Raw genomic sequence first — 23,687 nt, forward strand, 5'->3', positions numbered from 1 at the left:
GAAATATCATCGATTAATTGGTTTACCAATTTGGTTTACCAAAAATATACATATTTATCACACTGGCAAATTTTACGCTCAAAAAATTATAATATCTAAAAATGTAAAGTGAAAAAATAAATTCATCGTATTTAATAGCTGTAATATTTCGTGTTAAAACCAAAAAAGGCAATGAAAAACAGTTATTTGCCCTTCATTGCCCTATATGTGGAAACGCCGGACATAGTATACCACCCACGCCGGGTTAAAGTGACCATAGCTGGCCGGACGAAAGTGACCCACCCTCGCCGGGCCAAAGTGGACCACCTTTTGGATTAGATCTATCTGTAAGAAGTCTAAGTGCTTTTTTTGTTAAAAAGCACCATGGCGAACAAGCAGATAGACATGCGAAAAACAAAACTGATTTACAAACTGTACACCTCCGGCACTAGCAAACGGAGGATAAGCCAACAATTGGGCATATCCCGTGTCACGGTCAGGAAGTACATCGAATTCTTCAAGCGGTACCGTTTTACGGCCTACGAAGTGGAGAAGATGACCCTGGAGGAACTCCACGGCCTTTTTAAGGACGGGCAAAAGCGCAAGAGCCAACGGTTGCTGACCTTAAGGCAGTACTTTCCCTATTTTGACAAGGAAATAAGAAAGACCGGGGTTACCCGACAGTTGCTCTGGGAGGAATATTATGCCAAGCATCCCGATGGCTTCAAGCTCTCACAGTTCAAGTACTGGTACGCCGAATGGCGCAAGGAGACCTCGCCGGTAATGCACATGGAGCACAAGGCCGGCGACAAGCTCTTTATAGACTTCACGGGGAAGAAACTCCACATTGTTGACAGGGACACCGGTGAACTGAAGGAACTGGAGGTGTTCGTTTGCATACTGGGCAGCAGCCAATATACTTATGTAGAGGCCTGTGCGAGCCAAAAACTGGAGGACTTCATCCGCTGCACCGAAAACGCACTATGGTTCTACGGCGGCGTACCAAAGGCCCTGGTACCCGACAACCTGAAGTCGGCGGTCACCAAGAGCAGCCGTTACGAGCCCAAGGTCAACGAGGTCTTCGCCGACTTTGCCGAACACTATGAAACGGCGGTACTGCCCACACGTACCTATAGGCCAAGGGACAAGGCCATAGTGGAGAACGCCGTGAAGATAATCTACACCAGGGTGTTCGCCCCTTTACGGAACCAGGTCTTCCATAGCATGGCCGATATCAACATGGCGATAAGGGAACTGTTGGAAAAACACAACGCAATGCCGTTCAGGGGAAGGGAATATTCCAGGCGTTCACTTTTCATGGAAATCGAGAAGGGCGAACTGATGCCGTTACCGGCGAAACGCTATGAGGTAAAACGATATGCCCAGGCCACCGTACACAAGAACAGCCATATCTATTTTGGGAAGGACAAGCATTATTACAGCGTGCCCTACAGGCATATAGGCAAACAGGTCAAGCTGGTCTATACCGACAACATCGTCGAGATCTACCATAAGCACGAAAGGTTCGCCGTACATACAAGGGACAGGAAAAAATACGGCTATACCACCTTGGCCGACCATATGCCCTCGCACCACAGGTTCGTAAGCGAATGGAGCAGTGAAAGGTTCATCGATTGGGCGGGCAATATCGGTGGACACTGTAAAGGGTACATCATTGCCATCCTGGAGAAGAAGCAACACCCGGAACAATCCTATAAGTCCTGTCTGGGCGTGCTCCACCTTGCCAAAAAGTACGGAAGGGGACGTCTTGAGAATGCGTGCAAACGTGCCTCGGAATATGGTGCGTACAATTACAATATGGTCGAGCGCATCCTGAAAAAGGGATGGGACCAGATCGATGAACGTATGGACGGGGATATGGAAATGCCCGAGCACAACAACATAAGGGGAGGAAAATACTACGAATAGGAACAATACTTAAAAACAGAACATATGAACGAAAAAACAATGCAATTGATGAAAGAAATGAGGCTCTATGGAATGCACAGGGCCTTCACCACAACAATGGAAACCGGCGGTCCGTCCACCGGTTACACCAACGATGAACTGATCGCCTATCTCGTCCAGAGCGAATGGGACGACCGGCACAACCGTAGGATAGAGCGATTGACCAAGTCCGCAAGGTTCAGGTATACGGCCGTCATGGAAGCTATCGACTACCGACCGTCACGCCAACTGGACAAGAACCTGGTCCGGCGACTAGGCTCTTGCGACTTCATCCCAAAAAGGGAGAACATACTTATTACCGGTAGTACCGGTGTGGGGAAAAGTTATCTGGCCTCGGCCATCGGCCACCAGGCATGCTCCATGGGGCGAAAGGTCATGTACTTCAACACGGCCAAGCTCTTTACCCTGCTCAAGACATCAAAGGCCGATGGTTCCTATCTCAAACAGATAAACAAACTTGAAAAACAGGACTTGCTCATCTTGGACGACTTCGGCCTTAAACCGTTGGACAACATCAACAGGCACGCGCTCATGGAGATCATCGAGGACCGACATGGACAAAAATCGACCATAATAGCCTCTCAGCTACCTGTATCAAAATGGCATGACATAATAGGCGAAAAAACACTGGCCGATGCCATACTTGACCGTTTGGTGCACACGGCACACAGAATCGACATAAAAGGAGAATCAATGAGAAGAAAATTGAAAAATAAAAACTAAGTTTAACCCACGGATAGATCAAATCTGGGCAGTTCGTTTACCCTGGTCAGTTTCATCCGGCGAAGGTGGGTCACTTTACCCGGCTTATCCACTTTAACCAAGTCAACCGTTATGAGCGGCATTCGTTTGGCTCAGGAAGTGGGTTGTTCCAATACGTGCAGCTCTTTGTCATCAGCAATGGGGTAAATACAAAGTATTTTGCCAACAACCCTGTAAAAGCACGTTCCTTTAAACAAACCTTCTTTTGGGCGGATAGGGAGAACAAAATCATTACGCAATTAAGTGAGTTTGCCACAGCATTTTTGGAGCCGTGCCATCTCTCCAAAATGATCACCAAATACATCGTGCTGAATACGGCCAATATTTTAATGGTATTGCGCCCGTATCAGTACTACGCTACTGAAGCCATAGTGGAGCGTGTGAAAAACAGCAAGAAATTTGGTTATATATGGCATACCACGGGATCAGGTAAAACATTGACATCCTTTAAAGCTGCACAGATACTGACCAATTTAGAAGATGTGCACAAGGTGGTTTTTGTGGTAGACCGTAAGGATTTGGATTATCAGACCATTAAAGAGTTCAATAGCTTTAGTGAGGGCAGTATCGATGCAACCACTAATACAAGTACCTTGGTAAAACAGCTCTCCGATGATACCAAACTCATTGTCACCACCATTCAAAAGTTGAATACAGCGATCTCCAAGCCCAAACACATGGCCAAAGTGGATAAGCTGAAGAACGAGCGCATCGTATTTATTTTCGATGAATGCCATCGAAGCCAGTTTGGCGATACCCATAACGCCATAAAAAGCTATTTCGGCAATGCCCAAATGTTCGGTTTTACAGGCACTCCCATTTTTGCCGACAATTCAGTAAAAAACAAGCTAGGTAGACGAACCACCAAGGATTTGTTTGAAGAGTGCTTGCATAAATACGTCATCACGGATGCCATACGGGACAGAAACGTACTGAAGTTTTCCATTGAGTACATGAACACCGTAAAACCGAAAGACGATGTTATTGATATAAAAGTGGAGGACATCAATACCGCGGAGGTACTAGAGGCTCCTGAGCGATTGGAGAACAATGTTGATTTTATAATCAACAATCACAACCGTAAAACCCATAATCGACGTTACACGGCCATTTTTTGCGTTCAGAATGTAAAGACGCTGATAAAGTATTATGAATTGTTTCAAACCAAAAAAGAAGCAGGCGAACACGATTTAAAAGTAGCTACGATATTCTCCTACCAAGCCAACCAATTGGATGAGGATGCACAAGGCTTTATCCCCGATGAGGATTATGATGATTTTGCAGCCGAGCCCGCATCACAGTACGACACAAAACATACCAGGGATAAACTGGAAGAGTTTATTGCTGACTATAATGGGATGTTCAAAACCAATTATTCCACCAATGAATTCTATTCCTATTACAAGGATATTGGCAAGCGGGTAAAAAATAGACAGGTGGATATATTGTTGGTGGTCAATATGTTTTTGACAGGTTTTGACAGTAAACTGCTCAATACCATATACGTTGATAAAAACTTAAAGTATCATGGTTTGATTCAGGCCTATTCCCGTACCAACCGAATATTGGATGAAGTCAAGTCCCAGGGCAATGTCCTGGCCTTTCGAAACTTAAAAGAAGTTACTGACCAGGCCATAACCTTATTTTCCAACAAAGAGGCCATTGAGGAAATCATTGTGCAGCCCTACGAGGATTACATTGAAAAGTTTGATGAAGCCGTAGCCCGTGTAAAGGCCATTGCACCCACCTTTGACAGTGTGAACGATTTGGTTTCTGAAACTGAAGAATTGGAATTTGTAAAGGCCTTTAGGGAATTGATGCGCGTAAAAAACGTACTTGGTACGTTCACCGAATTTAGTTTTGAGGATTTGAGCATGGACGAACAAACCTTTGAGAACTATAAAAGCAAGTACTTGGATTTATATGACACCATTAGATCGGAAAACCAGAAGGAGAAAGTATCCATTTTAAACGACATCGATTTTGAACTGGAACTGATCCGAAGGGATGAAATCAACGTCACTTATATATTGACCTTATTGGCCAAACTGCACGACTCAGAACCTAAAGAGCAAGAAGAGCAGCGAAAAGCTATTTCAGATATATTGGCCTCAGAATCTCAATTGAGGAGTAAAAAAGAATTGATTGAGAAGTTTATAGAAGAGAACTTACCATTGATAGCGGACTCAGAACTGGTTGCCAATGAATTTGAATCCTTTTGGACGGTAGAGAAGAAAAAGGCCATACTCCAATTGGCGAAAGAAGAAAACTTGGATTACCAGAAGTTGGTTGATTTGGTAAGCAATTACCTGTTCACGGAAAAAGAACCCTTACGAGACGAGATCATTGCCGTAATGAATGAAAGGCCCAGCCTAAGGGATAGAGCCACCTCATCAGAACGAATTTTAGGCAAGGTAAAAGACTTTGTGGAAACATTTATTGATGGTATGGGATAGACAATACAGAGCGAGAAAGTCCTTCTATCTTAGCTTATAACAATGACACCTCTAACCCTTTTTCGTAATTTTACTACCTAGTTGCCACACCACGGTCAAGGATGGGCCAGCACCTTGCGGGTGATGGGAGCACAAACGGCTGATAAAGACAGCGCGGTGTGGCAATGAACCCGCTTATTCAACCATAAACGACATAGCCCATAAAAAAATGTCATCCCCCCCTACCTCCTCAACAGCACAACTTGAGCCAACATCCCTTAAAAACTCCGGTTTGTCATAGGCACCGGAGGGGCCTTAGCTGGCATTAGGCCATTTCACAAATGGTCTGGAATAGCTCCTTGTCCAATTTTTCCTGACGTGAAAAGCTTTTTTTGAGACTTCCATGCAGTACCGCATTAAAGGCATTGTAACCCAACCACAGGTTCGGCGTGACACCTAGCTGAACGGCCTCATGATCAAGGATGTCAATGACCTCACGGGCTCTTTTAGAGGGGTCATCATTGGTATCACTGCATTCGTAACGGAAGAGTTTGGTCTGGTAGAGCACCTCTTTCACAAAGGCCTTGGTATCCAATAGTTCCACGGTCATCATTTGGTGAAAATTATCGGAAATAGTATAGAACTCATTGTCCATGAACTTTTGAAAAAGTCCTTCCAATTCGGGCATGATCAGGTTCACACTGTTCTTATGATGCTTGATGGAAAATCCGATCTCCATCTGTGCCACGTGCAGGCCATTGGAGCACACCTTGCGGTAGAACCCAAAATGGCCCGAAGTCCGTTCGCTCCCATCGTAGGAGTTGGTAAAGCGGAGCATGGGCAGGATGGCATCCGCACGCTGCCCTACGGAGAATTGGGTGTTATCAGTCAGGATGAAGTCCATGCTGAAGCTCCGGTCCAAACGATTGATGGTCTGACGTTGGTACGCCAGACCGGTTTTGATGACCCGTGCCTCGGCCTTCCCAAAAAACAATTCATTTGGGATATGCCCATAGCGTTTGGAAACCACGTTCACGATCTTGCCATTACTCACAATGGCCCGTTCCATACCTTTCCTGGTGGGCATTCCAGTCAATTCTTCCAAAGGTCTGACTTGTGTTGGTACAAAGACCTCGTCCTGTTGCAATCTGTTCAAATACATAATTTATGGATTTAAGGTTAAACAATATGTGCCGGACGCACCAAGCGGAAGACAGGCTGTGGAGTGGCAAGGAAACGGAATATAAAGGGACGACAGGAACGGCTTTATGCCGTCCCTTGTCCGAAGACAGGCTGCGACGTTTACTTTGCGACACCTATTGATGGAATCCTTATTCCTGAATATCCAATTGCGATTACTCGATTCCCCAAAAGTTTGTATTATTGCCGACTTTTAAAAGTCCGGACAAAACCAAACCATTTTCTTTAACATTGAAACATACGAATGTCCATAATCCGTTTTTTGTCATTACAGGTGGCCCCTGTATGGGCAAGACCACTCTCATAAAGGAACTCTGGCACAGGGATATGGCAGTAATTCCCGAAATCTCCCACGAACTCATCAAAGAACAGCAGGCAATTGGTGGTGACGCTTTCCCCTGGAAAAACAAAAAGCAGTACATGGACATCATGTTCCGACGTTCTGTAGAAAGTTTCAATAAAGCTCTCAATGATTTCAAGGGCACCGGCCCCGTATTCTTTGACCGCGGCATTATGGACGCCCTTTGTTATGCATCCCTTGAGGGAATTCCCATTGACCAAGAAATGAAAACAATTGCTGAGACCACTAGATACAACAACAATGTATTTATTTTACCACCTTGGCAGGATATCTACCAAACCGATGCCCGGCGGAAACAAGACTGGAACGAGGCGGTCTTTACCTATAACAAAATGATACAGACCTATCGAACGTACCAATACGACCTTGTGGAAGTCCCCAAGGTTTCCGTCCAGGAACGTGCCGATTTCATTTTGGGTTATCTAAAGGACCATTGAAATTTTACGTTCGCACTTAGATAAAAAAACGATTACGATTGATTTCTTCTACCCAATGGGCTGAAAATATGATGCTGGGTTGCTGTAAAATAATCTCGAAAGGCCTGATTCAATGAATGATCCAAGGTACTGGCCCGAATGCCCAATATAGGGAACACCTGTATGATCTCATTGGTCAAAGACCGAACGGAGTGCAATGCTTTTTGATGTATTTTTTTGATATATGGCTCTGGAATGTATTGTGCTTCCATGACCATGGAATGTATACACTTCGCATCCCCCATGCATTCGTTAGTACCATCCCACATCATTTTTTGTAGGTCAATCAAAATATCCTTATCGGCGACGATAAGTTTGGCTTCTTCCAAAAAACGCTCTGCCATACCGATATAATTGATCCATAGGGTCAAATCAGCAAACACACCAAACGGAACCTTAAATATAGGCTGGGGCTGATAAAACTGATTATAAACAAAACTATACTTCCCGTCCACCCATTGGGAATTGACTTCAAAAGAATTGGTAGCCGTAGCCCGTAGTCCCATGGTATTCCAATCCTGAATCATCTCTACCTGTTCCCTTCTCAACAGAAATGATCGTACCATGGGGGTTCCATCATCCATCAGTACATCAGCACCATCTTGACGAATCTTGGCATTCAATGTAAAATGGGTCAGGTAAGGAGCTCCCGTGGCATACTTCCACGTACCGTTTATGACGTAACCATCACCTACTGTATCCGCGGTCCCAAACACCCCTCCACTTCCACCAAAAACAGGCCTCTCATATTCGTTGAACAGTTCATTCGCCACGTCTTCCCCTAGGTTTCCGACAAAGAAATTGGCGCCGCTGCACAGGGTCACCGTCCAACCTAAGCTACCATCCAATTTGGCCAAGGATCGCAAGGTTTCCAAGCCCTCGATCAAGGATGCTTCCAAACCCCCATGGGATTTGGGCACCCATAGGTTCCAAAGATTTTCTTTGGCGATCCATTGCAACACCTCCTTGGGCAGCACCTCTTTTCCAAAACAAAGTTCACTGATCTCATGCATATGCTTCCCCCCTTTCCTTATCGATAATTTTTTTCCATTTGATATAACCCGAAATGGCCACGGCAAACAAGAATGCGGTCAATCCCGCATAGATGTAAAGTTCCTTATAAATCAATAGAGGCACCGAAATAAGATTACTGATATTCAAATAAATCCAGTTCTCGATCTTTCGCTTGGCCATCAACCACATTCCGGCCCAGGCAAAGGCCACAACAAAGGCATCCCAATAAGGGACATCGGAATCCGTATGTTGCCCTAACCAATAGGCCATTAGCGTAAAACATCCCACAACAATGCCCACGGTAATCCCATGTTCTTTTCTATTGGCATAGGCAATGGGTGCCTCTTGTTTTTGTTTTCCCATCTTCCAATAGAACCAACCATATATGCTCATAACAAGATAATAGAGGTTCAATAGGATATCAGCATACAATTGGGATTGGTACAGCACATAGATACTGATCAAAATGGCCACGATACCAAAGAGGTAATTATGGACATTGTTCTGGCGGGCCAAAAGTACCTGGACAACACCAAAGGCTGTTCCGAGCCACTGTAATACGACAATTTGAGAAAATAATTCCATGGATTGGGTCTCCTTTGTTTTTACATGATACACGAGGGTTACCCAAAAGTAAGATATGCCTATATCGGCTTTGCCTTATTCCCTACGCCAGCATTACCTGGATCAGGTGCGAAGTAGTCTACTTCCGGGTATGATCTCAGCCCACTTGGGGCACCCCATTTGATGCTCAAAGGTAGGGAATTGTTTCTTCTTCAATTCCATTGATCGTGATAAATTTAAAAGAATCAGCTCACTGGAAAATCGAGCTCACCTCCTGATGTACCTTCAAATAATGCTGTTCCAATTCCTCATCCGTAACCTCCAAAGGCTCCGGTAACCCCTTGGGTATATTAGGCTTTGGAAAACGTACCTTTCGATCCTTTCCATCCGCAAAGACAACAAACTCTCCCTGTTTCAACCGAAAGAACACTTCGGCTCTACGTTTGGACACTTCCTTCTCCCCTTCCGTGATCCGCCGTTCCAAATTCAAACCTGAACTCTTGCTCACGCTCCGGGTCGGAATCTTTACCAATTCAAAAAAGCGCTCATAATATCTAGCAGTATCGGGGTCGTTCACCTTTCCAAAAAACTGATAGGACAAATTCGAAAGTATGGCCTTGCTCGCCTTTTCCCCGTACATCATATCGTTCTGGATCTTGTCCTGCAGCACATATACGCTAACAATATCATAGCTCCGTAAAGTGGCCGGTATCCGGTGCATATTCAATAGCCGTAAGGTAGAAGCCTCTTCCAACAACATAAAGGAAGGCTTTCGCTTGCGTTGGCTCATTTGTTTGGAGATGGTATGGATGATGGTGGCAATCACCGGTGACAATGAACTGTCCTTTTGAGGGTTGTTCACCAAGCAAATAATGGATGGGTGTCTCTTCGTATTGATAGCCAAGGGTATCTCATCTTTGGACAGGACCATAAATATTTTCCGGGTACTGATTTTTTTAATGGCGTTGGCCAGAGTGCTGAGCACCCCTGCCGTCTGCCGATCCGACCCCATCCCACTGATAAAGGCATCGGCCATCGCCCGGGAGGTCACATTAGCCCGCAGGAACTTGATCAGGCTTTTGGTGGCCAATTGTTGGTACAGGGCCATCAAATGGGGCAATGTACAATATTGGGGATAATCGGTTTTCAATCGCCAAATCAGTCCACTGACCAAGCCTTCTGCGGCATCCTTAAAAAAACGGGAGGTACTGTTCTCATCCGAGTCTCGGTGTTCCATCAGGTTCTCCAAAAGTACCCGAGATACTTCGTGCACGCTCTCCTCATCGGGGAGATATTTGGGGGCAATGGGATTGACCCGATGGTATATGGGGCCAAAGGACACGATGCGAAAAGGTACCTTTTTATCCTTCCAGAGTGGATAGGCCATTTCCGTAATCTCAAAATCCTTGTAATCGTGGATGATCCCAGAGAACCGTTCCTTTCTAAAATGCTGCAATAATCCAAAGATGACACTTTCGGTCTTTCCGCTACCTGCCGAGGCCATCACGGAAACTCCCCTTCGGATATTCCCGAGGACCAATGACCTGCCCCGAACCTTCAATTTTACCTCAAAGACTTTGGATTTTTTGGGCTTGTCCATATGATAATCCATCAGGCCAAAAATCACGGTATGCACAAAGAACATGGGAAGCCAAAGGATCAAAGACTCTTTTAAGACATCATTCAAAGGTCGAACCCAAGCTATGGTCAATACCAGTACTACAAGAATAAAAAGGTAATAAACAAAGCCATACTTTAGATACCGATTAGCCACAGCCGAGAGCCCTCCCCCGATTGCAAAACATACTACCATTCCAATCCAACCTAAATTTTCCATAGCATTACTATTTAAATTCCAATAGATCCAGATTCCATGGCCTTTCCGATTCCTTTCTTAAGCTTCATCATGGCCTTATAGGCCAACTTTGCCTTATTGGTCGGTATGCTTGGCACCTTGACCCCTGCCTTGAACAACAATTGTTTGGCAGCTTGCTTTTCATTGGTGGGTAATCCCAAAAGCGCCGCAAAGAAGCGTTTGGGGTCTTTATCCAATAGGTTCCGGGCATGGTAGGTCTCCACAAAATTCCTGCGATAGCCAAACTGCCTATCAAAACGCTTTTCTGCAGCCCTATAAAAGGTGTCCCTATCAAAACCCTGTTTGACTTTCTCTCCATTGAGCATGGTTTCGGAAGTGCGGAACTTGGAGCCCGGGGAGAGGCTATGGGAATTGGTCACATCCTTTCGGCTGACAATGATATGGATATGGCTTTGATGACCTTCCTTAGTCATTCCCGGAACGATACGTTTGCCGTTCTGTTGATGTGGAGCCTCTCGCTCCAAAGTCTGGATCCTTTCCTGGAGTTTACCCATATCCCCTTGCTCTCTCCCTTCCTTTATGGCCCTGACCTGATGTTGCAACTCCAATATCTTGCTGGCATAAGCTTGATTCTCCTTAACTGCTTTATCCTTCTCGGAATAGGTGCGCTCCCGTTCCAGTTTCGCAAAATACAGCACATCCTTGACCGAAACTTCCTGGTTCCGATAAAAGGAAGCCGCGTAGGCCTTCATGAGTTCCCGGGTGTACTCTTTCAGTTTTTCGGGACTGTCCCCGATATGCTTCAACTCGGCTTGGGAGGGGCTGACCATGATGGAATAAAATTTGGGATCGCGTTTGGATAGCTTGGCCGTATTGGCATCAATCTCGGCGATGACCCTATCGGGCATTATATTGTTCTCCGTATGGTTAAAAAAAAGTTCTTGTTCTTCTATGGATTTCCCTTCGTTCTCCTTTTCCAGATATTTGACAAAATCCCGGGAGCTAGCCCGAAAATTACTGCCCAATTGTTGACGTGTGATGGCTATGTACATGTTATAGGTTTTTGATTTTTTGTTGGTAGCGCTCAATGACCTCCGGATCGAGGTCCAATTTGAGGTATTCCTTCCCCAATCGGTTTTTGACCAGATACACATGATCAAGGACATACCCAAAGTCCCGTTTCAATTCCTCCAACTCTTCCTTAAGGTGTTCGTGCATAATCTTGGGTACGCTGATTTCCGTATCCAAGAGCTCGGGTTTGGAAGGTGTTTTCTTTTCGGTAAGCTGCTGTTCAAAAAAATCAAAGTCTCCCTCCCATCCGTCTTCTTCCTCGGGCTCCAGTTCCTGCTGAAAAAGTGCTTGGATCATACTGACCGTGGGCAGGGTCTGTTCCTTTTCGATACTGCGCATAATAGCGACCATGGCATTGAACCTTCTTTTAATCAAATATTTGAGGCTTGCGATAGTCTCGTTCATCCTTTCATCCGGGGATATGCCATTATGGTCAAAGAACTCCACCATGGCCAACAAGGTCATGGAATGCGACTTGCCTTGTCGTTTGGAGAAACTTCTAAATTTCATGGCAACCGAGATTTTGATCCTCAGTCCCGCAAACGTCTCTTTTTCGTATCCTCTATCCATTTTTTCAACAAAAATTCCTTGGTTTTACTGGGCCAGGACCATTTTTTCAACAAAAACCGAATACCCTTATTTTTATAGAATTCCCAAAACCCCATAAACAGGGGCTTACGGAGCCCACATGATCGGTAGCGTTGCGCCAGCACGCTATCCTCTTGCTCCTCCTTTTTGTGCGCAGGCCCAAAAAAGCATCGCACAAGCCATTTGGAAAAGACCGTCGACCCTTATCATATTTCACCCTATGGAGCACGGACTTTGGGAAAGTCAAATCAGGATGGGGTGCCGTGCAAATTGTGCTGCGGTGCAGCATCTTAAATATACCCACATTCCCCCAGGTACAAAAATGCGTTCCGTGGGCAAATGGCATCATTTACCCACGGAATATATGAAACGGGTATTTTTGGTTTTCCGAAACGTCAGGCGTTCCACGGGAACGCCAAAAAAAAGACCCTTTTTCAAGGGCCTTGTTCCAGTCAGTCCTCCGATGGGACAGTGTTGGTTTGTTCCCTGTAATATTCATACCGAAATATCCAGAGGTTGATTACAAGGGAGTACGTTTTGTCCACTGTGGCATCCGCTGCCTTTTTGACGACACTTTGTTTTGGGTGTTTTTTCGCTGGGATCTCCAACGACTTTTTTACAATTGCTTTCATAGGATATGATTTAAATTATCAATTATTTGAGGGCATCCCCGCACTTCCAAAAAATTTCAGCTCAAAAGGAAACGGAATAAGGAGTGAGGCACGAACGGTTTATGCCGTAGTCTTTTGATGGGAATATTTTTGAAGGGCGAACTTGCGGTCAAATAAGGGATAGGTTTCCCTAGGGCAGGGACGGAGTTGATAGATCGGCGAAACCCCTATTGCCCTTTGGAGGTTCGATCCCTCCTAAGGGCGAACATGGGCAAAAAAAGATCCTTGTAAAAGCAAGGGTCTTTGGTGGTTTCCATGGGGTTCATACTACTTAATATCAGAAATGATCCGGGCATGTTTGTTTTACAAATCATAGAGCTCAGGGTGGAACCCATCGGGGTAGTCCCTTGGATCATAGGGCAACTCTCCTTCCATTTCTGATTCAAATGTTGTCATTTCCGTACTCATTGTTCCAAGTTTCAAAGGATTCCGTTATCGGCAAAACTGTAATACCGTCCATCGGGTGCAAGGATGATATGATCCAACACCTTGACATCAAAAAGCTGTGCCGCCTTTTGAATCTTTTGGGTCAATTGTTTGTCCTGATAACTCGCCTTTAGTTGTCCAGAAGGATGGTTGTGTGCAAGAATAATACCGACGGAAAGGGTCTTGAGGACAATGGCAAAGAGGATGCGCAGGTCTACCAAGGTACCCGTTATACCTCCATGGGACAGGGGGTAAATCCCTTTGACCTTATTGGAGCGATTGAGCAAAAGGACTTTGAAGGTTTCGTGCAGTCCAATGGTATCGGCATCCCAATTTTTAAAGAGCAAGGCTCCCACCTCCTTGGAATTCGTGATGGATAGGGATTGCAGGGTGCTGAGTTTTTCCCGGTAACTGATCTGTATTTCGTTGACTTTATGTTCCATAGTGGTCGGATTAAAGTTGAAAAAGGAATGGAATGCCCGAGCAAGGTACCCGAGCATCCCGATCCATTTACTCCTCGTTGGTGTTTCCGCCCAACAGCAAGATCTCGCTCAGCACCACTTCGGTCACATAGCGTTTGTTCCCCTCCTTGTCCTCATAGGAACGGGAGGTCAATTTCCCCTCGATGGCAATCTCCTTGCCCTTGCTCACAAAACCCTCGATGATGTCGGCCAGCTTACCCCATCCGATCAGGGTATGCCATTCAGTATTGGTGATACGCTCCCCTTGTTTGTCCTTGTAATGCTCGTTGGTGGCCAAGGTCAGGCGTGCCACACGTTTGCCACTGTCTAGATCAGTGATTACGGGATCTTGTCCCACATTTCCGATAAGTTGTACTTTGTTTCTCAATGTACTCATGATAAAAAGCTTTAAGTGCCTACCTCCCTAAACTGGATAAATCGGCAGACGGGTTAATAAAATCCCCCCATTTTCTTTGGTCTTTGTTTCCCAAATTTTAAGGGGCGTTTGTTTGCTTCTTACGTGCGCAGCACAATAAAAGAAGGGGGTTCTGTCAAGGCTTTTGGGATGAAATCGGGAGGCTCCGTGACGTAGCAAAACCTTCGGCCTTGGTTAAGGCCGGATTGGTTTTCAAGGAAATGGATGCCCTATTTATGAGCAAAACCTGCCTTGGCCTTGACAGGTTCAATGAGGGCCCTTAGGAATTCCATCTGACCCATTGACAATTGAGCGTACGGGAAGTTAAGCGAGTGCAGTCGATGGTGTCCTGATGGGAAGTCCTTGGGCACTGCCCTGTTTTTCGATGCACCGAAAAACAACAAAGGGCTTCTTTTATTATGGACCCCTTAAAATTTGATGGGCGGACGAACGGATTGTAGCTTTCCACAGCAAAGCCCCAAGAAGGGTTTGCAAAGGAAGGGTACACCAAAAATCCGTTTGGACGACTTCCTTATTGGCCAAAAAAACTTGTACTACCTTAAGACTTGTTTATTTAATCTGTTTGAAACAGATCTCCCTGATTGATTTCATTTGAAATGGGAATGGTCAACATACCTAGCAATCCATGAATCCATTATCTTTGGTAACCATGAGCGTGGAATACATCAAAATCTTTACCGATGAATTGGTCACCTTGGAAACAAGTGATGTTTTTTTGCATACGGGGATCATCCAATCCTCAAAGAACAATTTTGACCATTTTGAAAACTATTCCACAGAAATCCAAGAACTACACGAAATCGTAATCACCTTGAAAGAAAAAGGAAAGGACCGATGGGATTTTCCAATTAGAATCAAGGACATCAAGTCCATAGAAAGAGTGGTTTAACCCCCATAAATTTAGGAGCCGTTTTTCGATGTACTTGCTAATAGGATTTTCTTTACTCAGTTTTCTTACCTTGAATGCCCTATCTTTTTAAGACAGCTCGTTCAATTTGCCTCGGATCGGGTTTCAAGGGTTGTTTGATAGTCCTGACCACATCCAGACTGTAGTGCCCGAATTCCTCTATTACCGTTCCATGGCACAGATAGATGCCCTTACCGTGAACAGGGGTGGATGCCATCGCCTGGGGAAAGTGCACACAATCATAAAAGTGTCCGTCCAGATCCAGCATGGTAGTAAAGCGCATCGTATCCCCTTTGGACGTGGTGTTCAAACGAGTATGCACTAGGGAGCCATAGATCCAGATTTTTTGTTTGACATGGGACTCAAAATCAGCAGCCGTCACCTGACTTTTCACTTTACCGTCCATGAGTTTATAGTACCCACAGAGTGGAAATCCCAAGAGTTCCATCTGATCATAGGCATCCTCAATAGGATGCGATGGCAAATGCGGCAATGTAAAATGTCTGTGGTTGGGTTTAAAGAGCAGTTTCTGAACGGTATCCTTCCGATGGCCCTTGGTCTTGAACACGGCCTGCCAGAGCACTTCCTTTTTGGGTATTCCAAAGCACCTAAAAGCATCAATACGTACTAGAATCGTCAACTGTTCGATAGCAATGGGAACCCTATCGATAAAATCATCAAAATCCCTGAATTTGCCATGGAGTTGCCTTTCGTTCAAAATACGTTGGATGACCAGACGTTCCAAACTCCGAAGCTGTCCCAGTCCCAAATAGATGTGCTTGCCATAGATGACATTGACATGGTCACTGCGGTTGATGCAGGGCGGATGGATGACCCCACCCCACATCTTGGTCTCGTGTACATAGAGTTCCGTATCGTAGAACCCGCCCCCATTGTTGAGCACGGCCACCATGAACTCCAAAGGGAAGTAGCATTTCAGGTATAGGCTCTGATAGCTTTCGACAGCATAGGAAGCGGAATGCCCCTTGGCAAAGGCATAGCCCGCAAAACTCTCGATCTGTTCCCAGACCATTTGGACCAGGGCTGCATCATGGCCCCTTTGCTTGCAGTTTTCAAAAAACTTTAATTTGACCGCTTGGAATTCCTCTCGGGAACGGAATTTTCCGCTCATGCCCCGCCTTAGGACATCGGCCTCCCCTAGGTCAAGTCCCGCAAAGAGATGCGCCACCTTGAGCACATCCTCTTGGTAGACCATAATCCCATGGGTCTCCGGCATTATCTCCAACAGGGCGGGATTAGCGGCTTTCCTTCGTTCCGGTTCCCGTTCCCTTCGGATATATTCATCTTTCATTCCAGAAGAAGATACCCCTGGACGGATTACGGAACTGGCCGCCACCAGTCCCAGGTAGTCATGGGTCCGTAGCTTTTTCATCAATCCCCGCATGGCAGGGGATTCCACATAATAAGCCCCGATCGCCCGTCCTTGGCTCAAGAGTTGGTTGATGTTGATATCATTTTTCATTGCCTCCACGCTTTTGATGTCCCAAAGCATAGCATCAGGTTGATTGCCCTTGATGACTTCTACAGCCTCTTTGATCTTGGCCAATCCCCGTTGCCCAAGGATATCGAACTTGAACAGCCCCACATCCTCGGCAATGATCATATCGAATTGTACCGTCGGAAACCCTTTGGGCGGCAAAGTCGTGGCCGAATAGTAATGCTCGGAACGGTCCAGGATCAGAATTCCCGAGGAATGCACACTGATGTAATTGGGCATCCCATGGATATAGGTCGCATATTTCAATACCAATCGGCCCAGTTCGTCCAAGGCTCCCTGCTCATACCGACCCGCACTGAGCTTATCGATTTCCTCCGTGGGCAGGCCGAACACCTTGCCCAGTTCCCGAACAGCGGCCCGGTACTTAAAGGTGTTGTAAGTGCCCAAGAGGGCCACATGCTCGAAACGCTCAAAAATATAGGCCGTGACATCGTCCCGGTCCCAAGTGGAAAAGTCAATGTCAAAATCCGGGGGCGAGGCCCGAAAGGGATTGATGAACCGTTCGAAATATAGATCCAGTTCGACGGGATCCACATCGGTGATCCCGATCAGGTAGGCCACTAGACTGTTGGCCCCACTTCCCCTGCCCACATAGGGGTAGCCCTTGGACCTGGCATAGGAAACAATATCATGGTTGATCAAAAAATAGGACACAAAATCCAGTTCTTGAATGGTACGTAGTTCCCGTAACATACGTTCCTTGACCTTATCCGTAGGCCGGGCATAGCGTCGGGGCAGACCCTCCAAAGCGAGTTCCCGCAATCGCTCCACATCGGCTTGTTTGGATTCCAAAAAACGGGATTGGTTTTGGGAAACCCTATCACTTCCAAACCCAAAGCCAATGGAACAGGAGTCCATCAATCGTTGTGTGTTCTCCCAGATATGCGGGACATCAGCCAAGTCCTTTTTCAGCTCCTCTATAGATCGTAGCGTATCTGTAGGCTTGGCTTCCTCGGACTGGGGCAATTTGCTCAGTAGGGTATTCAATCCTATGGCCCGAAGTAAGCGATGCGTATTGAAATCTTTTTTATTCCGAAAGCTCACAGGCTGTAGTAGTACCAATCTGTCCTTGTATTCCCGATATAGCGAGAATCGTAATTTCCGGAGCTCTTCCACAGATACCCCTATGTATTCATAAGCCCTGAAATCCATCCGTTCCTCTTCCTGGATCTTCTCGAAGGGGTAGATGACATGGACATGTTCAAAAACCGGGGCCACGGCAGGAATGGATATCCCTTTGTGCAGATGTTCGGAAAGAAAGGTGTTTAGCTCCCGAAACCCCTCATTGTTTTGGGCCAGACCCACGAACTCCTGCACATTCCCATTCCGAAAATCAACCCCCAGAATGGGGCGTATGCCCTGCTCATGGGCCAAGCGCACAAAGTTCATCCCTGCCGAACTGTTATTGATATCCGTCAGGGCCAGGACCTTCACACCATGGGAACTGGCGAGGTCCAAAAGTTCCGTTTCGGAGAGCACCCCATAGTTCAGGGAATAATATGTATGACAGTTCAAGTACATTATTGCTGTCTATGGGCCAATAAGATGGGCGGTTGTCCATCAAAGGGGTTCCCGCCCCTACCAACGGTTCGGGCACCCAGGGCGGAAGCCCGCATCAGACTGGACTCCCCAAAACGGTTCCGCATTCGGTCCATGGCCTGATAGAGATTGAGCAGTTTTTCATCATCGGCGAACAGGTCGATCTGATAGTGCCCCCCTACGATATGGCTATAATTGACCCCAACAAGTCTGATCAACATCCTCCGATCGTACAAAGAGGCAAAAAGATCTTGTACCAAGGGCACCAGCACATGGTCCGCGGAAGTATAGGGAATCCGTTTCTGCTTCGTATACGTCTTAAAGTCGCTGTATCGGATCTTTACACTGACACAACCTGTCATTTTATTGGCTCGACGCAATTGATAAGCGAGGTTCTCCGCCATGGCGAACAAAGTGGTCTCCAATTTGACCATATCGGTGGTATCCTTTCCATAAGTCCGTTCGGTGGATATGGACTTTCGTTCGTGGAAAGGGACCAAGGGGGAATTGTCCAATCCCTGGGCCCGCATCCAGATGGTCCGTCCGTGCTTTCCAAAGCCACTTTCGAGCATTTCCAAGGGCAGTTCCTGTACGGTCTTTATCGTGGACACCCCCATATTGGACAGGAGCCCATAGGTCTTCTCCCCCACCGAGGGCAGTTTACGGATATGCAGTGGCGCTAGGAACTCCTTTTCCAATCCAAGGTCGATCTTCATTTGGTTGTTGGGCTTGGCTTCCCCTGTGGCCACTTTGGAGACCACCTTGTTCTGGGACAGCCCAAAGGAAATGGGCAATCCTGTCTCCTTCAGGATGCGTTGTCGCATTTCCGAGGCATACTTATAGCAGCCAAAAAAGCGGTCCATCCCTGAGAGGTCCGCATAGAACTCATCCACACTGGCCTTTTCAAAGACCGGGACACTTTCCTTGATGATCTCCGTTACATGGTCCGAGAACTTCATATAGGTCCCCGCATTGCCCTTGATGACCGTGGCCTCGGGACACAGCCGCCGCGCCACTTTCATGGACATCCCGGAATGCACCCCAAAACGACGGGTCTCATAGCTGCAGGCCGCCACGACCCCTCTATCCCCCAACCCTCCGACCAGTAGGGGCCGCTTCATCAGACGGCTGTCCAGCAGCCGCTCACAGGAGACGAAGAAGGTGTCCAAATCGAGATGGAGAATGGTGGGTTTCATAAGATGTATTGGATTTATTCCTATTATTTGGAAAATATCCAAATGTAAGCAAAGCGATAAACTGTTTCAAAATTTTAACAATTATGATTATCTTATTGCTATAAAAAAGCAACCTCAAGATGTGCTACTCGACCAGACAGACCCGCGAGCGGAAGGAACTGGAGAAATTGCTCTCCGTCAAGGCCATGTACGGCGACCTCGACACCGACCTGGAACTCATTTATTTCCATGCCAACGGTTGGAGCCACCCGATCATGTGGACCTTGGGCCAAGAGGAACCCGACAATCTCCTTCCAGCCATGTGGGGCATCATGCCTTCAAGGGAAAAACAGGAGGACTACAAGGAGTATTTCAAAAACCCAAGGACCTTTGGTGGCCTCAATGCCAAATCCGAAAAACTATTCGATCATTTTATCTATCGATACACCTGGGAGAGCCAACGGTGCATCATTCCCGTCGACGGTTTCTTCGAACCACACAATACCAAGGTAAAAGTCAAGGGCAAGGATTACAAGGTACCCTTCTACTTCCACAGAAAGAATGGGGATCCCATTTATCTAGGGGGCATCTATACCAACACATCCGACGGAAGAAGGACATTTGCCGTTTTGACCAAGGAAGCTACCCCCATGTTCGAACAAGTGCACAATGACAAAAAGCGAAGACCCGTCATCATTGATGATGAAAACCTGGATTCCTGGCTGCACCTGGGCAACAATGCATCCGACGTTCAAGATATCATCGATGACGACCTTTGGGAAGGAAATCTTGAAGCTTACCCCATTACCAAGGACCTATACAGTAGAAAAGTGGATTCCAATTATCCGGGCATCATCGATAAAGTGGATTACGAGGAGGTGTCCATTTCCTATGGTTGACCATAAAAAAGAGGAGTCTGTTTCCAGCTCCCCTCAGTTTGTTCAAATTAATCTCTAATGACCTTTATAATGACCCACTGCTGAATACCATTTTTCATCCCATATTTCCAAATAGTGGGTTTGGGATGATTCCACAGAAAGGGCCACCGTCTTGTCCCCCAGTCCCAGTATGCTCTTCATGTTCGTAAGCTGCCGTTGCTGCGTTTTCTTGACCAATGCGAGCAATCTCGACTGAAGGCCCTCCAACTCCCTGTCCAGGCTCTTCAACGAACGGATCAAGGAGGAATGGACAGCCCTTAAGGGTATGCCCAGGACCTTTGGGCTTACTACATTTGACTGGACATTGGGAAAAGAGCATGTTGACTGTTTGAATTAACTTTGAAAACATGTCAAAACCAAAAAGAGAGTACACAACAGAGTTCAAGCAAAAGGCTGTCGAATTGAGCTATGCAAGGGGCAATGTCGCAGAGGTATGTAGGGAACTGGGCTTGAACCCCTCGGTATCGGGACGCTGGCGCAGGGAGGCCAAAAAATACGGGGAGAACAGTTTTCCAGGAAAGGGGAACCCTAAGCTTACCGATGAACAAAGGGAGATAGCCGAGCTCAAGAAAAAACTGAGAGACGTGGAGATTGAGCGCGATATCCTAAAAAAGGCAATAACCACCTTCTCCTAGGGCGACAGGAAAAGTATCGATTCATAAAACGCCACAGGTCCAGATTTCCTGTCGGGAAGATGTGCAAAATGTTCAAGGTAAGCAAAAGTGGGTATTACAATTGGTTGGACCGGGTGCCTTCCAAAAGGTGGTCAGAGAACGAGGTCCTTAGGGTCGCCATACATGATATTTTCAAGGATAGCTTCGGGAGTTACAGGGCACCAAGGATCCGGGAGGAGCTCTTGATAAGGGGATATCGGGCCTCAAGGCCCAGGGTGGCCAGGATAATGAGAGCCAACAGGCTTTTCGCCAAAAGAAAGAGAAAGTTCAGGGTCACCACCGACAGCAAACACGATTATCCAATAGCACCCAATATACTGGACCGTGACTTTACGGTACACAGGAAAAACCAGGTATGGGTATCCGACATGACCTATATAAGGACCGGTGAGGGATGGATGTACATAACAGTGATCATGGAACTGTTCCATCGAAAGGTCGTTGGATGGTCGATGGGCAAGACCTTGGGGACTGCCGACACCATAATTCCCGCTTGGAAGATGGCGATAAGGTCGAACAATATCACGGACAGACTTATTTTCCATTCCGATAGGGGCTCACAATATGCCAGTTACGAGTTTACCGATATCCTTAAAGAGCATAATGGTCCAGTGGTACAATCAATGAGCCGAAAAGGGAATTGTTGGGACAATGGAGTAGCGGAATCCTTCTTCAAGAGCTTGAAGGTCGAATGGGTATACCATCAAAATTATAGCTTTAGATCAGAAGCGGAACTATCGATATTCCAGTGGATAGAGACCTGGTATAATAGAAGAAGGATACACTCGACATTGGGCTATAAAACAATAGAGGAATTTGAAAACGAAATGTATAACCAAAAATCAGCGGCATGACTCTTAACTGATTGTCCATTTTTTTGTTGCAAGTCCATAATCTCACCTCACTCTTGAAATGTACTCCTTTCTGTACGCTATAAGAATGCCCAACCAGTTGTATTATATTGTATTTCAATCAATACAATACTTTCTTCAATGAAGCAACAGAACTTTCATGCTTTTCAGGATTGCCATTTTTAAGTTTTATAAGGTTCTGTAGTTTCCATTGCACTGCGGGAAACCGTTCAAAATCATAAATGCTCCAATCGGGTGTCCCTTTGCCAAAACTCAATAAAAACTCCTTGTTTTTATCTGTTAGATTTTGATGAATTACATCTACCAACTCTTCCCGGGCTTTTTCAAAATCCCCATAGGTAAAGGGTTCTGGGCTCATGCCTTCAAATTGGTTGGCCATGGTTTCCCTTTGGTCGATAAAATTGGGCTGCAACATTTCGTGAAGGGGACGGTTGCTGCTCAAAAGGAACAACATGAAGCCCTTTTTGATTTCTTCGGTAAATCCTTCATTTTCCAACAGATATTTTACATCGAACAAATCCCTGGGGTGTTGGCGGTCCAATGCGGCACAGATTTTTCCACCGTACAACTGTCCTAAAGGAACTACCGATACGGCACAGAAAACATCAAACTCCTCTTGGGCCTTTTCGCATAGTGGCAACGTTACCGTTTCATCCACCACGCCCCTGTTGATTTGGTTCACTTCCAATTTTATCTGTGCTTTTACAGTAGTGATTTGAAGTTTTAAAGTTTCCCTTTTAAGGGTAATTGCAGCTTTTGGCAGAATTTTTTCGAGTTTTGTTTTTATGTGTGCAAGACCTTCTACAATGTTCTTAAAAGATGTTTTTCTGTCCTCTATGGGAATGTAGGTCAAGTCAATATCCACGGACAATCTGACCATATCCCTTACAAATAGGTTGATGGCTGTCCCCCCGTGCAGTGCAAAAGCCGGTTCCTTTGCCACTTCTGGCAATACCTGTAACAATAGCGAAACCTGTTGTTTGTAATCACTCATAATTTTCCAATGTTTTTGGGACGGTGATTCGGTATTTGGATATATAGACACCATCTTTCACCAAGGAACGCTTCCCTTTCCCGAGGTCGATTTTTTTCAGGTCGATGTATTTAAACCAATCGTGCCCTGCCTTTTCTGCCATATACAGAAAAAGTCGCTTTACTTTTATGGAGGTACATATTTCCAAAAGTTCCTGTACCTGTTTTGGCCGGAGGTTGTTCAACCCCTCCATGATTTCATAGCACTCGACCAGCTCTTGCTTCTTGGGCGTTAGGTACAGACATTCCATCAAGGCCCTTGTAGAGTTGGACACTAACAAACTGAATGTTCCTTGCTCCAAAGCTTGCAGTCCTATTTGGGGAGGAAGAAAAGAGGAACCGAAGTAGTTCACTTTTACCCCCCAGTTGTATTTCAAGAACCAAGTGGGCAATCTCTCTTCACTTCCCCCGAACAGCGTTATGTGCTTTGTGGACAACTCCAGATAATGGGCCTTTCCCAATAAGGACAAGGCGGTTTTTCCTCCAGGATGGATATTCAAATCGGCTTGTCCTTGCAATGCGAACAATGCACCCTGATAAGTAGGCTTATCGCCTACCCGCATCCAAGCACCCGTTCCTATGGAATATATCCAATTGCTATTCCTATATCGGTTTAGCAATTGCGTCGAGAACCCGTTTTCCGTCAGCCACGAACTTAAATACACAACTCCCGGAGGCTGTGAATTAAGAAGATGGTTTATTTTTTGCTCTTTTTCCAAACCAATAGTTTCTGTTTTCAACTTTTTTTAAACTATAAAAAACGCTTTGGTTTATTTTACTGCAAATATACAAACTAAAAGTTT

23 protein-coding genes are annotated in these 23,687 nt (G+C 45.9%); 9 read left to right on the top strand and 14 right to left on the bottom strand.

What is annotated here, in order from left to right; genetic code table 11:
* Positions 1–171 precede the first annotated feature (171 nt).
* From PY091_RS15305 to PY091_RS15320, 4 genes are all read left to right on the top strand, one after another.
* Entirely contained in the window at positions 172–318 is a 147-nt protein-coding gene (locus tag PY091_RS15305) for a hypothetical protein (RefSeq protein ID WP_275650479.1), read from the top strand.
* Positions 319–363: 45 nt separating this feature from the next.
* Entirely contained in the window at positions 364–1,908 is a 1,545-nt protein-coding gene (istA, locus tag PY091_RS15310) for an IS21 family transposase (RefSeq protein ID WP_138258247.1), read from the top strand.
* Positions 1,909–1,932: 24 nt separating this feature from the next.
* The gene (gene istB / locus PY091_RS15315; RefSeq protein WP_138258248.1) at positions 1,933–2,670 is read left to right on the top strand and encodes an IS21-like element helper ATPase IstB; all 738 of its coding nucleotides are present in this window, start codon (positions 1,933–1,935) and stop codon (positions 2,668–2,670) included.
* 65 nt (positions 2,671–2,735) lie between these two features.
* Positions 2,736–5,165, top strand: coding sequence for a type I restriction endonuclease subunit R (locus PY091_RS15320; protein ID WP_275650480.1), 2,430 nt, complete (start codon positions 2,736–2,738; stop codon positions 5,163–5,165).
* 304 nt (positions 5,166–5,469) lie between these two features.
* Here the strand turns inward: PY091_RS15320 and PY091_RS15325 are convergent, their stop codons facing one another.
* Positions 5,470–6,306: a DUF932 domain-containing protein gene (locus PY091_RS15325; protein ID WP_275650481.1), complete on the bottom strand. Its 837-nt coding sequence runs from the start codon at positions 6,304–6,306 to the stop codon at positions 5,470–5,472.
* Between the two features lie 5 nt (positions 6,307–6,311).
* Between PY091_RS15325 and PY091_RS15330 the strand changes: the two genes are divergently transcribed.
* Entirely contained in the window at positions 6,312–6,467 is a 156-nt protein-coding gene (locus PY091_RS15330; protein WP_275650482.1) for a hypothetical protein, read from the top strand.
* A 108-nt stretch (positions 6,468–6,575) separates the two neighbouring features.
* Positions 6,576–7,142 carry an AAA family ATPase gene (locus PY091_RS15335; protein WP_275650483.1) on the top strand — a complete coding sequence of 189 codons (567 nt, stop codon included), beginning with the start codon at positions 6,576–6,578 and terminating at the stop codon, positions 7,140–7,142.
* Between the two features lie 32 nt (positions 7,143–7,174).
* Here PY091_RS15335 and PY091_RS15340 read toward each other — a convergent pair whose 3' ends face one another.
* From PY091_RS15340 to PY091_RS15375, 8 genes are all read right to left on the bottom strand, one after another.
* Positions 7,175–8,194, bottom strand: coding sequence for an acyl-CoA dehydrogenase family protein (locus PY091_RS15340; protein WP_275650484.1), 1,020 nt, complete (start codon positions 8,192–8,194; stop codon positions 7,175–7,177).
* A complete protein-coding gene (gene pnuC / locus PY091_RS15345; protein WP_275650485.1) occupies positions 8,187–8,780 on the bottom strand; it encodes a nicotinamide riboside transporter PnuC in 594 nt (197 codons plus the stop codon). The genes PY091_RS15340 and pnuC overlap by 8 nt, the downstream gene beginning before the upstream one ends.
* A 229-nt stretch (positions 8,781–9,009) precedes the next feature.
* Positions 9,010–10,596: a type IV secretory system conjugative DNA transfer family protein gene (locus PY091_RS15350; RefSeq protein WP_275650486.1), complete on the bottom strand. Its 1,587-nt coding sequence runs from the start codon at positions 10,594–10,596 to the stop codon at positions 9,010–9,012.
* Between the two features lie 11 nt (positions 10,597–10,607).
* On the bottom strand, positions 10,608–11,627 hold the full coding sequence (gene mobB, locus PY091_RS15355; protein ID WP_275650487.1) for a MobB family relaxase: 1,020 nt from the start codon (positions 11,625–11,627) through the stop codon (positions 10,608–10,610).
* A 1-nt stretch (position 11,628) separates the two neighbouring features.
* The gene (locus PY091_RS15360; RefSeq protein ID WP_275650488.1) at positions 11,629–12,216 is read right to left on the bottom strand and encodes a PP2C family serine/threonine-protein phosphatase; all 588 of its coding nucleotides are present in this window, start codon (positions 12,214–12,216) and stop codon (positions 11,629–11,631) included.
* Positions 12,217–12,686: 470 nt separating this feature from the next.
* Entirely contained in the window at positions 12,687–12,866 is a 180-nt protein-coding gene (locus PY091_RS15365; protein WP_275650489.1) for a hypothetical protein, read from the bottom strand.
* Positions 12,867–13,324: 458 nt separating this feature from the next.
* Positions 13,325–13,774 (bottom strand): JAB domain-containing protein, encoded by a 450-nt coding sequence (locus tag PY091_RS15370; protein ID WP_275650490.1) that lies wholly within the window; start codon positions 13,772–13,774, stop codon positions 13,325–13,327.
* Positions 13,775–13,841: 67 nt separating this feature from the next.
* Complete coding sequence (locus PY091_RS15375) at positions 13,842–14,189, bottom strand: single-stranded DNA-binding protein (RefSeq protein ID WP_275650491.1); 348 nt, start codon at positions 14,187–14,189, stop codon at positions 13,842–13,844.
* 664 nt (positions 14,190–14,853) lie between these two features.
* On the opposite strand from PY091_RS15375, the gene PY091_RS15380 reads away from it, so the two are divergent.
* Complete coding sequence (locus PY091_RS15380; RefSeq protein WP_275650492.1) at positions 14,854–15,117, top strand: hypothetical protein; 264 nt, start codon at positions 14,854–14,856, stop codon at positions 15,115–15,117.
* A gap of 79 nt (positions 15,118–15,196) precedes the next feature.
* Here the strand turns inward: PY091_RS15380 and PY091_RS15385 are convergent, their stop codons facing one another.
* Together PY091_RS15385 and dinB are read right to left on the bottom strand one after the other, a co-directional pair.
* Positions 15,197–18,175, bottom strand: a complete 2,979-nt coding sequence (locus PY091_RS15385) for a DNA polymerase III subunit alpha (RefSeq protein WP_275650493.1) — start codon at positions 18,173–18,175, stop codon at positions 15,197–15,199.
* Positions 18,175–19,389, bottom strand: coding sequence for a DNA polymerase IV (dinB, locus tag PY091_RS15390; protein WP_275650494.1), 1,215 nt, complete (start codon positions 19,387–19,389; stop codon positions 18,175–18,177). The genes PY091_RS15385 and dinB overlap by 1 nt, the downstream gene beginning before the upstream one ends.
* A 119-nt stretch (positions 19,390–19,508) precedes the next feature.
* On the opposite strand from dinB, the gene PY091_RS15395 reads away from it, so the two are divergent.
* Positions 19,509–20,267, top strand: a complete 759-nt coding sequence (locus tag PY091_RS15395; protein WP_275650495.1) for an SOS response-associated peptidase — start codon at positions 19,509–19,511, stop codon at positions 20,265–20,267.
* A 54-nt stretch (positions 20,268–20,321) separates the two neighbouring features.
* On the opposite strand, the gene PY091_RS15400 is transcribed toward PY091_RS15395, so the two are convergent.
* Positions 20,322–20,546: a hypothetical protein gene (locus PY091_RS15400; protein WP_275650496.1), complete on the bottom strand. Its 225-nt coding sequence runs from the start codon at positions 20,544–20,546 to the stop codon at positions 20,322–20,324.
* 107 nt (positions 20,547–20,653) lie between these two features.
* Between PY091_RS15400 and PY091_RS15405 the strand changes: the two genes are divergently transcribed.
* Positions 20,654–21,834, top strand: a protein-coding gene (locus tag PY091_RS15405; RefSeq protein WP_275650497.1) for an IS3 family transposase whose coding sequence is annotated in 2 segments (ribosomal slippage) — positions 20,654–20,912 and positions 20,912–21,834 — 1,182 coding nt in all. Because the reading frame shifts where the segments join, the coding sequence is not laid out codon by codon here.
* 118 nt (positions 21,835–21,952) lie between these two features.
* Here PY091_RS15405 and PY091_RS15410 read toward each other — a convergent pair.
* Both PY091_RS15410 and PY091_RS15415 read right to left on the bottom strand, forming a co-directional pair.
* Positions 21,953–22,846 carry a nucleotidyl transferase AbiEii/AbiGii toxin family protein gene (locus PY091_RS15410; protein ID WP_275650498.1) on the bottom strand — a complete coding sequence of 298 codons (894 nt, stop codon included), beginning with the start codon at positions 22,844–22,846 and terminating at the stop codon, positions 21,953–21,955.
* Positions 22,839–23,624, bottom strand: coding sequence for a type IV toxin-antitoxin system AbiEi family antitoxin (locus tag PY091_RS15415; RefSeq protein WP_275650499.1), 786 nt, complete (start codon positions 23,622–23,624; stop codon positions 22,839–22,841). Before PY091_RS15415 ends, PY091_RS15410 begins: the two co-directional genes overlap by 8 nt.
* Between the last annotated feature and the right edge of the window lie 63 nt (positions 23,625–23,687).

Origin of the sequence: Flagellimonas okinawensis (assembly GCF_029194005.1) — a bacterium.
Taxonomy (GTDB): domain Bacteria; phylum Bacteroidota; class Bacteroidia; order Flavobacteriales; family Flavobacteriaceae; genus Flagellimonas; species Flagellimonas okinawensis.

Excerpts from the sequence above, each read along its gene's own strand:
- PY091_RS15370 (WP_275650490.1), bottom strand. The coding sequence starts at position 13,774 with ATGGAACATAAAGTCAACGAAATACAGATCAGTTACCGGGAAAAACTC.
- PY091_RS15410 (WP_275650498.1), bottom strand. The coding sequence starts at position 22,846 with ATGAGTGATTACAAACAACAGGTTTCGCTATTGTTACAGGTATTGCCA.
- PY091_RS15360 (WP_275650488.1), bottom strand. The coding sequence starts at position 12,216 with ATGGATAGAGGATACGAAAAAGAGACGTTTGCGGGACTGAGGATCAAA.
- PY091_RS15350 (WP_275650486.1), bottom strand. The coding sequence starts at position 10,596 with ATGGAAAATTTAGGTTGGATTGGAATGGTAGTATGTTTTGCAATCGGG.
- PY091_RS15365 (WP_275650489.1), bottom strand. The coding sequence starts at position 12,866 with ATGAAAGCAATTGTAAAAAAGTCGTTGGAGATCCCAGCGAAAAAACAC.
- mobB (WP_275650487.1), bottom strand. The coding sequence starts at position 11,627 with ATGTACATAGCCATCACACGTCAACAATTGGGCAGTAATTTTCGGGCT.
- dinB (WP_275650494.1), bottom strand. The coding sequence starts at position 19,389 with ATGAAACCCACCATTCTCCATCTCGATTTGGACACCTTCTTCGTCTCC.
- PY091_RS15325 (WP_275650481.1), bottom strand. The coding sequence starts at position 6,306 with ATGTATTTGAACAGATTGCAACAGGACGAGGTCTTTGTACCAACACAA.
- istA (WP_138258247.1), top strand. The coding sequence starts at position 364 with ATGGCGAACAAGCAGATAGACATGCGAAAAACAAAACTGATTTACAAA.
- pnuC (WP_275650485.1), bottom strand. The coding sequence starts at position 8,780 with ATGGAATTATTTTCTCAAATTGTCGTATTACAGTGGCTCGGAACAGCC.
- PY091_RS15375 (WP_275650491.1), bottom strand. The coding sequence starts at position 14,189 with ATGAGTACATTGAGAAACAAAGTACAACTTATCGGAAATGTGGGACAA.
- PY091_RS15340 (WP_275650484.1), bottom strand. The coding sequence starts at position 8,194 with ATGCATGAGATCAGTGAACTTTGTTTTGGAAAAGAGGTGCTGCCCAAG.
- PY091_RS15385 (WP_275650493.1), bottom strand. The coding sequence starts at position 18,175 with ATGTACTTGAACTGTCATACATATTATTCCCTGAACTATGGGGTGCTC.
- PY091_RS15380 (WP_275650492.1), top strand. The coding sequence starts at position 14,854 with ATGAATCCATTATCTTTGGTAACCATGAGCGTGGAATACATCAAAATC.
- PY091_RS15395 (WP_275650495.1), top strand. The coding sequence starts at position 19,509 with ATGTGCTACTCGACCAGACAGACCCGCGAGCGGAAGGAACTGGAGAAA.
- PY091_RS15305 (WP_275650479.1), top strand. The coding sequence starts at position 172 with ATGAAAAACAGTTATTTGCCCTTCATTGCCCTATATGTGGAAACGCCG.
- PY091_RS15330 (WP_275650482.1), top strand. The coding sequence starts at position 6,312 with ATGGATTTAAGGTTAAACAATATGTGCCGGACGCACCAAGCGGAAGAC.
- istB (WP_138258248.1), top strand. The coding sequence starts at position 1,933 with ATGAACGAAAAAACAATGCAATTGATGAAAGAAATGAGGCTCTATGGA.